This is a genomic window from Dictyoglomus sp. SSW (genome assembly GCF_055181335.1).
The window spans coordinates 1321291-1333955 of record NZ_CM143705.1 but is presented as its reverse complement, the minus strand read 5'-3'; the positions used below and the strand labels follow the sequence as shown (position 1 = coordinate 1333955).

General features: G+C 31.5%; 17 protein-coding genes. 8 read left to right on the top strand and 9 right to left on the bottom strand.

Annotation, left to right across the window (positions count from 1 at the left end):
- Nucleotides 1-2: 2 nt before the first annotated feature.
- The 9 genes from truB to ACY3JM_RS06455 form a co-directional block, all read right to left on the bottom strand.
- On the bottom strand, nt 3-881 hold the full coding sequence (gene truB, locus ACY3JM_RS06495; protein ID WP_463111167.1) for a tRNA pseudouridine(55) synthase TruB: 879 nt from the start codon (nt 879-881) through the stop codon (nt 3-5).
- Nucleotides 856-1851, bottom strand: coding sequence for a DHH family phosphoesterase (locus ACY3JM_RS06490; RefSeq protein WP_463111166.1), 996 nt, complete (start codon nt 1849-1851; stop codon nt 856-858). Before ACY3JM_RS06490 ends, truB begins: the two co-directional genes overlap by 26 nt.
- Entirely contained in the window at nt 1835-2197 is a 363-nt protein-coding gene (gene rbfA, locus ACY3JM_RS06485; protein WP_463082027.1) for a 30S ribosome-binding factor RbfA, read from the bottom strand. Before rbfA ends, ACY3JM_RS06490 begins: the two co-directional genes overlap by 17 nt.
- A 21-nt stretch (nt 2198-2218) precedes the next feature.
- Nucleotides 2219-2500, bottom strand: coding sequence for a DUF503 domain-containing protein (locus ACY3JM_RS06480; RefSeq protein ID WP_463082028.1), 282 nt, complete (start codon nt 2498-2500; stop codon nt 2219-2221).
- Nucleotides 2501-2503: 3 nt separating this feature from the next.
- Entirely contained in the window at nt 2504-4492 is a 1989-nt protein-coding gene (infB, locus tag ACY3JM_RS06475; protein WP_463111165.1) for a translation initiation factor IF-2, read from the bottom strand.
- Complete coding sequence (rnpM, locus tag ACY3JM_RS06470) at nt 4492-4779, bottom strand: RNase P modulator RnpM (RefSeq protein WP_463111164.1); 288 nt, start codon at nt 4777-4779, stop codon at nt 4492-4494. Before rnpM ends, infB begins: the two co-directional genes overlap by 1 nt.
- Nucleotides 4772-5860 (bottom strand): transcription termination factor NusA, encoded by a 1089-nt coding sequence (gene nusA, locus ACY3JM_RS06465; protein ID WP_463082031.1) that lies wholly within the window; start codon nt 5858-5860, stop codon nt 4772-4774. The genes rnpM and nusA overlap by 8 nt, the downstream gene beginning before the upstream one ends.
- Before the next feature lie 15 nt (nt 5861-5875).
- Nucleotides 5876-6346 carry a ribosome maturation factor RimP gene (locus ACY3JM_RS06460; RefSeq protein WP_463082032.1) on the bottom strand — a complete coding sequence of 157 codons (471 nt, stop codon included), beginning with the start codon at nt 6344-6346 and terminating at the stop codon, nt 5876-5878.
- A gap of 138 nt (nt 6347-6484) precedes the next feature.
- The gene (locus ACY3JM_RS06455; RefSeq protein ID WP_463111163.1) at nt 6485-6802 is read right to left on the bottom strand and encodes a hypothetical protein; all 318 of its coding nucleotides are present in this window, start codon (nt 6800-6802) and stop codon (nt 6485-6487) included.
- Between the two features lie 208 nt (nt 6803-7010).
- Between ACY3JM_RS06455 and rpsB the strand changes: the two genes are divergently transcribed.
- The 8 genes from rpsB to dxr are packed head-to-tail and all read left to right on the top strand — an operon-like array spanning nt 7011 to nt 12523.
- The gene (gene rpsB / locus ACY3JM_RS06450) at nt 7011-7754 is read left to right on the top strand and encodes a 30S ribosomal protein S2 (protein WP_463082034.1); all 744 of its coding nucleotides are present in this window, start codon (nt 7011-7013) and stop codon (nt 7752-7754) included.
- Between the two features lie 28 nt (nt 7755-7782).
- A complete protein-coding gene (gene tsf, locus ACY3JM_RS06445; protein WP_463082035.1) occupies nt 7783-8379 on the top strand; it encodes a translation elongation factor Ts in 597 nt (198 codons plus the stop codon).
- 4 nt (nt 8380-8383) lie between these two features.
- Nucleotides 8384-9133, top strand: a complete 750-nt coding sequence (gene pyrH, locus ACY3JM_RS06440) for a UMP kinase (protein WP_463082036.1) — start codon at nt 8384-8386, stop codon at nt 9131-9133.
- Entirely contained in the window at nt 9126-9683 is a 558-nt protein-coding gene (gene frr, locus ACY3JM_RS06435) for a ribosome recycling factor (RefSeq protein ID WP_463082037.1), read from the top strand. The genes pyrH and frr overlap by 8 nt, the downstream gene beginning before the upstream one ends.
- Nucleotides 9684-9687: 4 nt before the next feature.
- A complete protein-coding gene (locus ACY3JM_RS06430) occupies nt 9688-9903 on the top strand; it encodes a hypothetical protein (RefSeq protein ID WP_463111162.1) in 216 nt (71 codons plus the stop codon).
- On the top strand, nt 9881-10609 hold the full coding sequence (locus ACY3JM_RS06425) for an isoprenyl transferase (RefSeq protein ID WP_463082039.1): 729 nt from the start codon (nt 9881-9883) through the stop codon (nt 10607-10609). Before ACY3JM_RS06430 ends, ACY3JM_RS06425 begins: the two co-directional genes overlap by 23 nt.
- Nucleotides 10602-11384, top strand: a complete 783-nt coding sequence (locus ACY3JM_RS06420) for a phosphatidate cytidylyltransferase (protein WP_463082040.1) — start codon at nt 10602-10604, stop codon at nt 11382-11384. Before ACY3JM_RS06425 ends, ACY3JM_RS06420 begins: the two co-directional genes overlap by 8 nt.
- Nucleotides 11381-12523, top strand: a complete 1143-nt coding sequence (gene dxr, locus ACY3JM_RS06415; protein ID WP_463111161.1) for a 1-deoxy-D-xylulose-5-phosphate reductoisomerase — start codon at nt 11381-11383, stop codon at nt 12521-12523. The genes ACY3JM_RS06420 and dxr overlap by 4 nt, the downstream gene beginning before the upstream one ends.
- Nucleotides 12524-12665: the final 142 nt, after the last annotated feature.

Here is a 12665-nt window from a genome sequence, read left to right as displayed (position 1 = left end):
AATTATTCAATTGAAAAGACCTTTTCTGGTTTTAGAACATTTCCTTTTATCTTACCTACAGCAATAAAATTATCTTTTGAATTAACCACTGAGACAAAAATTTCCTTATTTTCATAAGTAGGTAAAAGAACATTGTTTCCATTTAAAATTCTTTTCTCTTCCAGAGCATCAACTTTTATTAGAGGAAAGTTTAATATTTTAACTGGAGAAACTAAATTTTCTTTCCAATGTTTAGAGAGTTTGTTAAAAGATATACTATCACTTATAGAGATATGACCAATTTCAGTCCTTAATAAAAAAGAGGTTATTGCATAACATCCAAGTTTCTCACCTATATCTTTTACAAGGCTTCTTATATAGGTACCAGCTGAAACCTTAAATTCAATTAAAGCAATAGGAAATTTACTTTTCTTATAATCTAATAGTTCAGCCTTAAATATTTTTACCTTCCTTTTTGGAAGTTTCAAATTTTTCCCTTCTCTTGCTAGTTCATAAGCCCTTTTACCATTTATATGAAGAGCAGAATAGATTGGGGGTTCTTGTTCAATTTCTCCTAACAAGCTTTTTAATATTTCTTCTATTTTTTGGGGAGAAATATCTTGATTTTTTATGTTTTGATATTTAAAAGAATAAGCCTCTCTATCATAAGTGTCACTACTTATACCAAAATGAATCTCTACAATATATGTTTTTGTAAAGTTTAAAATGTATTCCTCTAATCTTACATATTTTCCCAAGCCTATTATTATAAGCCCACATGCTCTGGGATCCAAAGTACCCATATGTCCTACTTTATCTATTTTTGTTATTTCTCTTATTTTTTTTACTACATTGAAGGAGGTTATACCAGGAGGTTTATTTACTAAAAGAAATCCGTTCATTTTCTTCAATAAACTCTTTTAGCTTATTGATAACTAAGTTATAAACATCGGAATTGTTATTTTTTACTTGAAAACCTGCTGCCTCTTTGTGTCCCCCTCCACCAAAAGATTGTGCAAATTTACTTACATCAATACGATTATCTTTAGATCTTAGGCTGACTTTTAATGTTTTTTCATTTATTGGATAGAAGAACACTACAACTCTCACATCTTTCAACATCCTAAGATTGTCTATTATTCCCTCTGTGTCTTCTAAAGTTGCATTATATTTCTCCATATCTTCCATATTGATAAAACTCCAAGCAATATCTTTATCAACATTTATTCTTAGTAATGATATTCCTAATAATTTTAATGATGAAAGTTTTCTTTTCTCGTATATCTCCTTTGATATAGAGGAAATATCAACCCCTATCTTAACAAGATTACTTGCTACTTTTAGGCTTTTAGGAGTAGTGTTACTAAATCTAAAGCTTCCTGTATCAGTTATTAGACCAGTTAAAAGACAAGCAGCCACATTTATTGATATGTTGAATTTTGATTTGGTAAGAATATCGTAAATAATTTCTGTTACTGATGAAGCTTTTTCGTTTATAATATTTATGTCTCCAAATTTTGAATTTGAAGTATGATGGTCTATATTTATTAGTATTTTAGTTTTTTCTTTTACGTTTAAATCTTCCTTAACCCTATATATATCACTACAATCAAAGACAATACCTATATTATATGATCTATCCAAATTACTTATTGTGTTTACATCCCCCTTTAAAAGGAATCTATAAAAAGAGGGGATAGGTGAATTTAGAAAAATATATGGTTTTTTTCCTATTTCTAATAGAAAATAATAAAATCCTAATATAGATCCAATAGCATCTCCATCAGGATTTATGTGTGTGAATAAAATAAAATCTTGATATTTTTCTATTATATCTATTAATCTTCTAATCTCTTTATTGATCTTCTTCATCCTCTAATTTCAATTCTTTCAATTTTCTAAGTATCCTGTCTCCTCTTTCTAAGGATTCGTCAAGCTCAAAAGAAATTTCTGGTATAAATCTTATTCTAAGATCTTTTCCTAATTCGCTTCTTATGAATCCTTTAGCACTTTCAAGTCCCTTCATAGTTTCTCTTTTTTCTTCTTCACTACCATAAACACTCACATATATTCTTGCATATCTAAGATCTTTACTAATTTCTACTTCAGTTATTACAACAAAATTAGATGAGATACGAGGATCTTTAACCCTTCTTAATAATATCTCACTTATTTCTTCTCTAATTAAAGCACTTAATCTTTCTTGTCTTTGTCTCATGTTAACATCACTCCTGGTAATTTACAAAATTTCTATTTCATAATCTACTATCTCTGTGTCTTTTTGTTCTTCTAACAACTTTATAACATCTGATAATATTTGATATATATGTTTTGACTCTGTAGATACAATACTTATTCCTAAGACAAGTTCGTTCCATATTTCTTGAGCGTCTACCTCAGCTATAGAAACATTAAATCTTGTCCTTATTTTGTCTACAATACTTCTTTTTACTCTCCTTTTTTCCTTAAGGGAGAAACTTTCAGGAATCGATAAAATAACTCTACATACTCCTATTAACATAAATTACTGAACTTGTTGAACGGTATAGACTTCTAAAATATCCCCTGGTTTTATATCTCCAAAGTTCTCTAAACCTACTCCACATTCAAAATTTGTAAGAACCTCTGTGACATCCTCTTTAAACCTCTTTAAAGAGGCTATCTTTCCATCATATATAACTACACCGTCTCTTATTAGTCTAACCTTTGCATTTCTTTGAATTTTACCTTCTCTAACATATACTCCTGCCACAGTACCAACCTTGGGAACATTAAATGTAGCTTTCACTTCGCCTCTTCCCATAATTACTTCCTTGATCTGGGGAGCTTTTAACCCTTTGATATAATTTTGTAAATCATCTATTATTTCATATATAATTCTGTATGTTTTAGCAATTACTTTTTCTTTCGTAATAGCTTCTTGAGCCCTTGAATCGGGTCTTACGTTAAAACCTATAATCATACCTTTGGAGGCAGATGCTAACATGACATCACTTTCTGTTATTCCCCCTACACCTGAATGTATTATTTTAACAGTTATATCTTCTGTTGGAAGTTTGTCTATAGTTTGTAAAATAGCTTCTAAAGAACCCTGAGTATCAGCTTTTACAATTAATGGTAAAACTTTTTCACCAAGTCCTACCACTTCTATGTTAGATTTTTCCTTCTTTTTCTTTCTTTCCTCTAAAATCTCTTTGGCAACTGCCTCATTAGGTACAACTTCAAGAATATCTCCAGCTTGTGGCAACTCTTCAAATCCTGAAATTTCAACAGGCCAAGAAGGATAGGCCTCCTTTAGAGATCTACCCTTATCATCGACCATTGTTCTAACACGTCCCATAACATCCCCAGCCACAAAAATATCCCTTAATTTGAGGGTTCCTTCTTGAATTATTACTGTTGCCACAGGTCCTTTACCTTTATCTATTCTTGTTTCAATAATTGTTCCTTTGGCAGGCTTATCAGGGTCAGCCTTTAATTCTAAGACATCTGCCATAAGTAAAATCATTTCTAATAATTGGTCGATGCCTTGTTTCCTCATAGCAGAGATAGGCACCATTATGGTATCTCCACCCCATTCTTCCGGAATAAGGCCATATTCAGACAATTGTTGTTTTACTCTTTCAGGGTTTGCATCAGGTTTATCAATCTTATTTATAGCCACAATAATAGGTACATTAGCTGCTTTGGCATGATTGATTGCTTCAACCGTTTGAGGCATAACACCATCATCAGCAGCTACCACAAGTACAGCTATATCTGTAACTTGAGCACCTCTTGCCCTTAAAGCTGTAAAGGCCTCATGACCAGGAGTATCTAAAAAAACAATCTTTCTTCCATTATGTTCTACCATCGACGCTCCAATATGTTGAGTTATCCCACCATATTCTTTTTCTGCCACCTTTGTCTGTCTAATAGCGTCTAAGAGGGTAGTTTTACCATGATCCACGTGTCCCATTACTACTACAACAGGTGGTCTTGGTTTTAGTCTTGCTTCTTCCTCAGGTGTTAACTGCACTCTCTTAACTATTGCTTGAGGTTTTACCTCTTCTACTTTATATCCATGTTTAATCGCAAGTTTCTTAATAACATCTGGATCTAAAATTTGATTCACATTGGCTAATATTTTCATATTTAAAAGTTCCATTATTAAATCTGTAGGAGATACGGAGAGAGCATCAGCTACATCTTTTATCCTCATACTTCCTTGTATTATTAATACCTTTTCCTTTTCTTTAACAGTTATTTGCTCGTTTTCCTCTATTTTTTGAGATTTTGTCTCTGTTAATTTTTGATCTTCCTTTATTTCTTCTACTTGAATAGCCTCTGAGGCAGTGGGGGGATTTTCTTCTTTACTCTTTCCTGTAACAAGTTCCTTTATAATCTCTTCTACTTCTTCATCTATTACATTTAACGCTGACTTTGCATTAACTCCTAAATCACTAAGAATCTTTAATAAGTCTTTACTTTCTATACCCAGTTCTTTACTTAATTCATATATTCTCTTTTTCATTACTTTATCTCCCCCCGACGAGAAATTTCGTTTTGTAATTCTTCTTTAATTTTTTGTAATGTTCCGAAAGAAACCTCACATCTTAAAGCATGTGAAAATGCTCTTTTCTTGAAAGCCAAATTTAAACATTCTATCTTTGGACATAAATATGCACCTCTACCCGAAGCCTTACCAGTAGGATCAAAACTTATATTATTATCTTCATCTCTAACAATTCTCAAAAGCTCTCTTTTGGGCTTTTTTTCTCCGCAACCTATACATGTTCTTATAGGCACATGCTTACTCACTTTTTTCTACCACCTTCTCTATTTCCTTATTATCTTTTTCTTTAGAATATTCTTCTGGAGTCCTTACATCAATCCTCCATGATGTAAGTTTTACAGCTAATCTTACATTTTGACCTTCTTTGCCTATAGCTAAAGAGAATTGATCAGGAGGCACTATAACAATAGCTTTATGTTCATCTTCCTTTATTTCTACTGATATGGGTTTAGCAGGACTCAAACTTCTTGCAACAAATTCCGCTGGATCTTTACTCCATAATACTATATCAATTTTCTCACCATTAAGCTCGTTTATAATATTTTGTATTCTAACTCCCTTAAACCCAACACAAGCACCAATTGGATCTATTTCAGGATAATGAGAATAAACAGCAACCTTCGATCTTAAACCTGGTTCTCTTGCTATGCTTACAATTTCTACAGTTCCTTCTTTAATCTCAGGAACTTCCAATTCAAAAAGCCTTTTTAAAAATCCAGGATGGCTTCGTGATAATATTACTAAGGGATCTTTTGTGGTCTTTCTTACCTCCAAAAGGTAAGCTCTTAATCTTCTTCCTATCCAATATTCTTCTCCTGGAATCTGTTCTTTTACAGGTAACACTGCCTCAATATCAGGAAATCTTACATAAACATTTCCTCTTTCTATTCTTACCACAGTACCATTAACTAATTCTCCCTCTTTAGCTTTATATTTATCATATAAAATTTTTCTTTCGGCTTCTTTCAAACTTTGCATAATAACCTGTTTTGCAACTTGAACAGCTATACGCCCAAATTCTTGAGGTTCCACTTCTATTTCTATCTCATCTCCTAATTTTGCATCAGGTTTTAAGGCCTTTGCCTCATCAATCGTAATCTCTGAAATTGGATCTAATACCTTTTCAACCACTCTCTTTACCACATAAATTCTTATTTCTTGTCTATTTACATCTATTTCTACACGCGCACCTTTGCTTGTACCATAAGCTTTCTTAAAAGCTGAAAGTAAGGCTTTTCTTAAAGCCTCTATAACTACAGCTTTATCTAACTTTTTCTCTTTAATAATCTGTTCTAAAACAACCCAGAAATCTTCACCTAATCTCATAAATTATCATCCTCCTCAAAATTCTACAATCAACCTTGCTTTTTTTATTTTGGAGAAAGGAATATGAATAAATTTACCATCAACTTCTATTATTACATTTTCTTCATCAGTACTTATAATTTTTCCCTCAACCTTCCTTCTCCCTTCAATATTTTCTAAAAGTAAAATATTTACTTTTTCGCCAACATGTCTATCAAAATCTCGCCTTTTCTTTAATGGTCTATCTAAACCAGGAGATGAAACTTCAAGCACATATGAATGTGGAATTGGATCATGAATATCAAGTTCCTTGCTTATTTTTTCACTTATATAAGCACAGTCCTCTACTGTGACACCTCCTACTTTATCAACAAATACCCTTAGTACCCATCCACGAGATTCTCTTTGATATTCTAAGTCTACAAGTTCAAAATAGTATCTCTCGCAGACAGGCTCCACGATACTTCTTAGTTTTTTGATAAACTCCATATGTATTTGATCTTTCACTTTCTTTTACCTTATTAAAAAGAAAAAGTGGGAACTCCCACTTTTTCGTCCTTAAACTTTCTCTTCTAACAAACTTTATTTAAGTATACATTAAATCACTATAAAAAGCAATAAAATAATTAAAAATTTTAGCTTATTTTAACCATCATTACTAAAAATTTCTTTTGGTATTTCATATATTTCTATAACATTCAACAAAGCTAAGATCTTTAAGAAAGTGTTTATTTCTAAATTTTTAGTATTTATCCCTCTATCCTCTGCCTGTTTTTTGTATATTTGAAAAAATTCTGATAAACTAAGTTTTGGAGCCAATATCTTTTGACAAAGTATTAAAATTTCTCGAGCATTTCCAATAGCAACCACAGGAATATCGTACCTGTTAATATTTTCATCTTTTTTCAATATTCTTACTATATATATTGGGAAATTGTAGCTCAATCTTAATACAACTCCCATTCTTTTAAAGAAATTTTAAACAAAGTATACCATAAATAAAAATTTCTTTAAATAGTCTTGTAAACCAAATCACTTCGTGATATACTCCTTTTTGAATGATTTGAGAACTCACCCTTCCAGATTCTCTTGGGGGTGCTTCTCTTTTAGGAGAAGTTCCAAGAGAAGAAGAAGGAAGGGGAGGAAAAAACCAAAATATGGAGGTGTTACAATGGCACATGTATTAATGAAACAGCTCTTAGAAGCAGGAGTTCATTTCGGGCACCAGACAAAAAGATGGTGTCCAAAAATGAAAGAATACATATTTTCTGAGAGAAATGGTATCCACATTATTGATCTTCAAAAAACACTTGTTAAACTTGAAGAAGCTTATGAGTTTGTGAAGGAACAGGCAAAAGAAGGTAAAACTTTTCTTTTTGTAGGAACAAAAAAGCAAGCTCAACAGACCATTGAAGAAGAAGCAAAAAGATGTGGAGCGTTTTATGTTACACAAAGATGGCTTGGAGGTATGTTAACTAATTTTACTACTATAAAGGCAAGAATTGACTATATGATAAAATTAGAAGAGCTGAAGAATAATGGTTATTTTGAAAAGCTACCTAAAAAACAGGCATCAAGATTAAACAGAGAATTAGAAAAACTTGTAAAAATATTTGATGGCTTGAGAGGTATAGAGAGAGTTCCAGATGTATTGTATATAGTTGACCCCAAAAGAGAAGAAATTGCTGTAAAAGAAGCAAATAGGTTGGGTATACCTATTGTTGCTATTGTGGATACTAATTGTGATCCTGAATTAATCACTTATCCAATTCCAGGAAATGATGACGCAATAAGATCTATAAAACTTATCACTTCAAAAATAGCAGATGCTATTATAGAGGGCAGAGATTTAAGAGAAAAAGAGCTTTCTCTTGAGTTTAAAGAAGAAGATCTTCAATCAGAAATTTCAGAATAATTAATAAAAAGTAGGAGGTTGAATAAAGATGGAAATAACTATTGAAATGATAAAGGAATTAAGAGAAAGGACAGGAGCAGGAGTAATGGAGGCTAAGAGAGCCTTGGAGGAAGCTAATGGAGATATGGAAAAAGCAGTTACCATATTGAGGGAAAAGGGTGTTATAAAGGCTGCTAAAAAAGCTGGAAGAATAGCAAAAGAAGGGATTATAGAGGCATATATACATACGGGAGAAAAACTTGGAGTTTTAGTAGAAGTAAACTGTGAAACAGACTTTGTAGCAAGAACAGATGAATTTAGAAGGTTAGCAAAAGAAATAGCTCTCCAGATTGCAGGAATGAACCCCCAATATGTAAGTAAAGAAGATGTTCCTCAAGAGGTTATTGAAAAAGAAAAAGAAATATATAGAACTCAGCTTAAGAACGAAGGGAAACCTGACCATGTGATTGAAAAAATTATAGAAGGAAAACTTGAAAAGTTTTATGAAGAAGTATGTTTATTAGAACAACCTTTTGTAAGAAATCCCGAAATAAAAGTAAAGGATTTAATAACTGAGGCCATATCCAAACTTGGAGAAAATATAGTGGTGAGAAGGTTTGCGAGGTTTGTTGTGGGAGAAGAGTAAGTATATGGAACCTAAATATAAAAGAATACTTCTAAAAATAAGCGGAGAATCGTTCAGTGGAACTCAAGGTTTTGGTTTAGATCCTGAGAGTATTAAAAATATTGCTGAAGACATAAAAGAAGTTCATGATTTAGGGGTAGAAATAGGAGTTGTTGTAGGAGGAGGAAACTTTTTTAGGGGCAGAGAAAGTAGAACTTTAGGAATAGATAGGGTCACTGCTGATTATATGGGAATGTTAGCTACAACAATAAATGCTCTTGCATTACAGGATGCATTAGAAAAACTTGGAGTTGTAACAAGAGTACAAACAGGAATTGAGATGAGACAAATTGCTGAACCTTTTATAAGAAGAAGAGCCATAAGACATTTGGAGAAGGGTAGAGTAGTAATTTTTGCAGCTGGAACTGGAAATCCTTTTTTCTCTACCGACACTGCTGCTGCTTTAAGGGCAGCTGAAATTAAAGCAGAAGTTATTCTAAAAGAAACAAAGGTTGATGGAGTTTATAACAAAGATCCATTAAAGTATCCTGATGCTGAAAAATTTGATTCCATAGAACCGATTGAATTTCTTAAATTAAGATTGCAAGTTTTAGATGCTACAGCAGTTTCTTTATGTATGGATAATAAAATTCCTATAATTGTATTCAATATGTCCGAACGAGGGAATCTTAGAAGAGTTATATTAGGAGAAAAAGTAGGAACCTATATAGGAGATGTTGAAATTATATCCGAGAAGGGGGGAGAAGATGGGTAAAGAGCATTTTAAAGAAATAGAAGAAAAAATGAAAAAGGCAGTAGAGGTTGTAAAAAAAGAATTTCAGGGTATAAGAACAGGTAAACCTTCTGTAGGAATATTTGATGAAATAAAGGTTTCATATTATGGGAATCTTATGCCATTAAACCAAGTAGCAAGTCTTAAAGTGGCAGAAGGAAGAGTAGTTATTATTCAGCCATGGGACAAAAGTATTTTAGGAGAAATAGAAAAGGCTATATTAAAATCTGATCTTGGTTTGACCCCACAAAATGATGGTCAGGCAATAAAAGTTGTATTTCCACCACTTACTGAGGAGAGAAGAAAAGAACTTGTCAAAGTGGTACATAAAGAGGCAGAAAATGGACGTGTAGCCATAAGAAATATTAGAAGAGATTATTTGGAAATATTTAAAAAAGAAAAACAAGAAGGAAAAATATCAGAAGATGAATTTTATCGTCTACAAGAAGAACTGCAAAAACTAACTAACAAATTTATAGATGAAATCGAGAAACTTATAAAATTAAAAGAGAAAGAGATTATGGAAGTTTAAATCTATGGGTTATTTAGGAAGAAAATACGAAGAAATAGAGAGAGAAATTGGCAAAGAAAATATAATTTTTGACTTAAACTATTTAGATGCACCATGCGAAGCCTTTGGAGATTTAAGAGTAGTTGCTGAAAAAAGAGTAAATGGGAAGTGGTATTTCTTATTATCATATGAAAATTACCAAATAAGAAACATCAAAGATGGTAGAGATTCCAAAAGATAAATTACCAAATCATATAGCTTTTATAATGGATGGAAATGGAAGATGGGCAAAAGAAAGAAATCTTCCGAGACTGATGGGACATAGAGAAGGTGCTTTGGTTGTTGAAAGAATATCTGAAACTGCCTTTAATTGGGGGATAAAATATTTAACCTTTTTTGCCTTTTCTACAGAAAACTGGAAAAGGCCAAGAGAAGAAGTAGAAGGTCTAATGAAACTTTTGGATGAAAGTATTGATAACTTTAAAGACAAATTAATTAAAAACAATATTAGATTGAAGGTTATAGGAAATATAGAAGCTTTACCAGATTATTTACAAAGAAGAATAAGATATGTAATTGAAGAAACTAAAAACGGGAAGGATAGAGTATTAACCATAGCATTAAACTATGGTGGAAGATGGGACATATTAGAGGCAGTAAAAAAGATTTTAAATGAGGTAAAATCTAAAAAATTCTCATTAGATGACTTAGACGAAAACACCTTTTCATCTTTTCTTTCAACCTATGATATTCCAGATCCAGATCTTTTAATAAGAACAAGTGGAGAATTTAGAATAAGCAACTTTCTTTTATGGCAATTAGCTTATACAGAGTTATGGTTTACACCAAAATATTGGCCTGATTTTAACGAAGAAGACTTAAAATTAGCCTGTATTGAGTTTTCTAAAAGAAAACGAAGATTTGGCGGTTTAGATAACAATGCTTAAAAGAATTTTTACTGCCTTATGGGGAATTCCCTTAATTTTATGGATTGTTCATGTAGGTGATCAACCTTTCTTTATATTTGTGGTATTAGTCGCATGTTTAGGACTTTACGAATTTTATTCTCTTTTAGAGAAAAATAATTATAAAACTCTTAAAACAGAAGGTATAGTAGCTGGTTTTTTATATTTAACCTTTCTTTATCTCGAAAGTAGATGGGCTCTGAGAATTTTTTTACCTCTACTTATAGTTTCAATCCTTGTATATGAATTACTGAAAAAAGAACATTCTATAATAGAAATATCACTAACCTTCTTAGGCTTCTTTTATATTCCTTTTTTATCGGGCTACTTTTTGTTATTGAGAAATCTTCCTCAAGGTGAAGTATTAACTTATTATACCCTTTTTGTTACTTGGGTTAGTGATTCAGCATCATATTTTATAGGTAAGTTTTTTGGTAAGCATAAATTAGCACCTTCTATTAGTCCTAACAAAACAATAGAAGGGACTGTTGCAGGTATTATAGGATCAATTATAGTATCTCTTGCTTTTGGGGCTGTTTATTATGAAAAATATTTATTACCTATAATTCTTGGAATATCCTTAGGTATAATGGGACAATTAGGAGATCTTGTAGAATCAATGTTAAAAAGAGAAATAGGGGTAAAGGACTCATCTTCCTTACTTCCAGGTCATGGTGGGATTTTAGACAGATTTGATAGTCTATTTTTTATTGTACCTACTACTTATTACATGTTGTTTATTTTACGATTATTATGAGAAACATAGTAATATTAGGTGCTTCTGGATCAATAGGCATACAAACTATAGACGTGATAAGAAAACATAAAAACAAGTTTAAACTTTTGGGGTTAGCTGTAAGGGAGAATATATCATTATTACAAGATGTAATAGAAGAATTTAAACCCCCCTATATCTCTATTTATAATAAATCAGTAAAATTACCAAATTTAAATTATTCACCTAAAGTTTATTATGGAAGAGAAGGTTTAGAAATTTTAGCCTCTTTAAGCGAAGCAGAATTGATTGTTATAGCTATTTCGGGGATAGAGGCTATTTACCCTACTCAAAAAGCAATTTTAAATAATAAAAAAATCGCCTTAGCCACAAAAGAAGTAATCGTTGCTGCAGGAAAATTTATTAAAGAGTGGCTAAAAAATACAAAATCAGAAATAATACCTGTAGATAGTGAACACAGTGCTATATTCCAGCTTATTAAAAATAGGATCCATATAGAGAATATTATATTAACAGCATCAGGGGGACCTTTCTTTAAAAATGATAAAAAAGATATTGAAAATGCAAAAATAGAGGATGTATTGAAACATCCCCGATGGAAAATGGGGAAAAAAACTACTGTTGATTCTGCAAATCTGGTTAATAAAGCCTTAGAAATCGTGGAAGCTCATTATCTTTTTAATGTACCGTATGAAAATATTAAAGTTGTTATACATCCACAGAGTATCGTTCATGGAATCATTGAATTATTAGATGGTAGTATGATGGCATATCTTTCACCTCCCGATATGAGGTTTGCAATTCAATATGCTCTTTTTTATCCTGAAGGACCAATTTATAAATGGGAAAAATTAAACCTCCAAAATTTAATACTTGAATTTTATCCAGTTGATGATGACACGTTCCCTATTATTAAATATCTTTATAATGTGGTAAAAAACGGTGATATATATCCTGCAATTCTTGCTATTTCTGATGAAATATTTGTTTCATATTTTATAAATGGACAAATAAGATTTTCTCAAATTGTTCCATTAATAATGGAACTTATGGAAAAATGGAAAGGAAAAAGTAACATTGACAACATTGAAGAACTGTTTAGCCTTATTGAATGGGTTAAAAAAGAATCGGAAAATCTTATTAAAACCTACTCTTCTTAAATATAGTACCCGGTTATTAGAATTAGAGTTCATATAATCTATTTTGGAGTTCTATATTTGTTGAATTTTTGCTAAAATCAATCTAAAATTTGTATAATACTAATTCTTAGGAGGAATCATTTATGAGGAAATGGAAAATGAT

Excerpts from the sequence above, each read along its gene's own strand:
- truB (WP_463111167.1), bottom strand. The coding sequence starts at position 881 with ATGAACGGATTTCTTTTAGTAAATAAACCTCCTGGTATAACCTCCTTC.
- ACY3JM_RS06490 (WP_463111166.1), bottom strand. The coding sequence starts at position 1,851 with ATGAAGAAGATCAATAAAGAGATTAGAAGATTAATAGATATAATAGAA.
- rbfA (WP_463082027.1), bottom strand. The coding sequence starts at position 2,197 with ATGAGACAAAGACAAGAAAGATTAAGTGCTTTAATTAGAGAAGAAATA.
- ACY3JM_RS06480 (WP_463082028.1), bottom strand. The coding sequence starts at position 2,500 with ATGTTAATAGGAGTATGTAGAGTTATTTTATCGATTCCTGAAAGTTTC.
- infB (WP_463111165.1), bottom strand. The coding sequence starts at position 4,492 with ATGAAAAAGAGAATATATGAATTAAGTAAAGAACTGGGTATAGAAAGT.
- nusA (WP_463082031.1), bottom strand. The coding sequence starts at position 5,860 with ATGAGATTAGGTGAAGATTTCTGGGTTGTTTTAGAACAGATTATTAAA.
- ACY3JM_RS06455 (WP_463111163.1), bottom strand. The coding sequence starts at position 6,802 with ATGGGAGTTGTATTAAGATTGAGCTACAATTTCCCAATATATATAGTA.
- rpsB (WP_463082034.1), top strand. The coding sequence starts at position 7,011 with ATGGCACATGTATTAATGAAACAGCTCTTAGAAGCAGGAGTTCATTTC.
- tsf (WP_463082035.1), top strand. The coding sequence starts at position 7,783 with ATGGAAATAACTATTGAAATGATAAAGGAATTAAGAGAAAGGACAGGA.
- pyrH (WP_463082036.1), top strand. The coding sequence starts at position 8,384 with ATGGAACCTAAATATAAAAGAATACTTCTAAAAATAAGCGGAGAATCG.
- frr (WP_463082037.1), top strand. The coding sequence starts at position 9,126 with ATGGGTAAAGAGCATTTTAAAGAAATAGAAGAAAAAATGAAAAAGGCA.
- ACY3JM_RS06430 (WP_463111162.1), top strand. The coding sequence starts at position 9,688 with ATGGGTTATTTAGGAAGAAAATACGAAGAAATAGAGAGAGAAATTGGC.
- ACY3JM_RS06425 (WP_463082039.1), top strand. The coding sequence starts at position 9,881 with ATGGTAGAGATTCCAAAAGATAAATTACCAAATCATATAGCTTTTATA.
- ACY3JM_RS06420 (WP_463082040.1), top strand. The coding sequence starts at position 10,602 with ATGCTTAAAAGAATTTTTACTGCCTTATGGGGAATTCCCTTAATTTTA.
- dxr (WP_463111161.1), top strand. The coding sequence starts at position 11,381 with ATGAGAAACATAGTAATATTAGGTGCTTCTGGATCAATAGGCATACAA.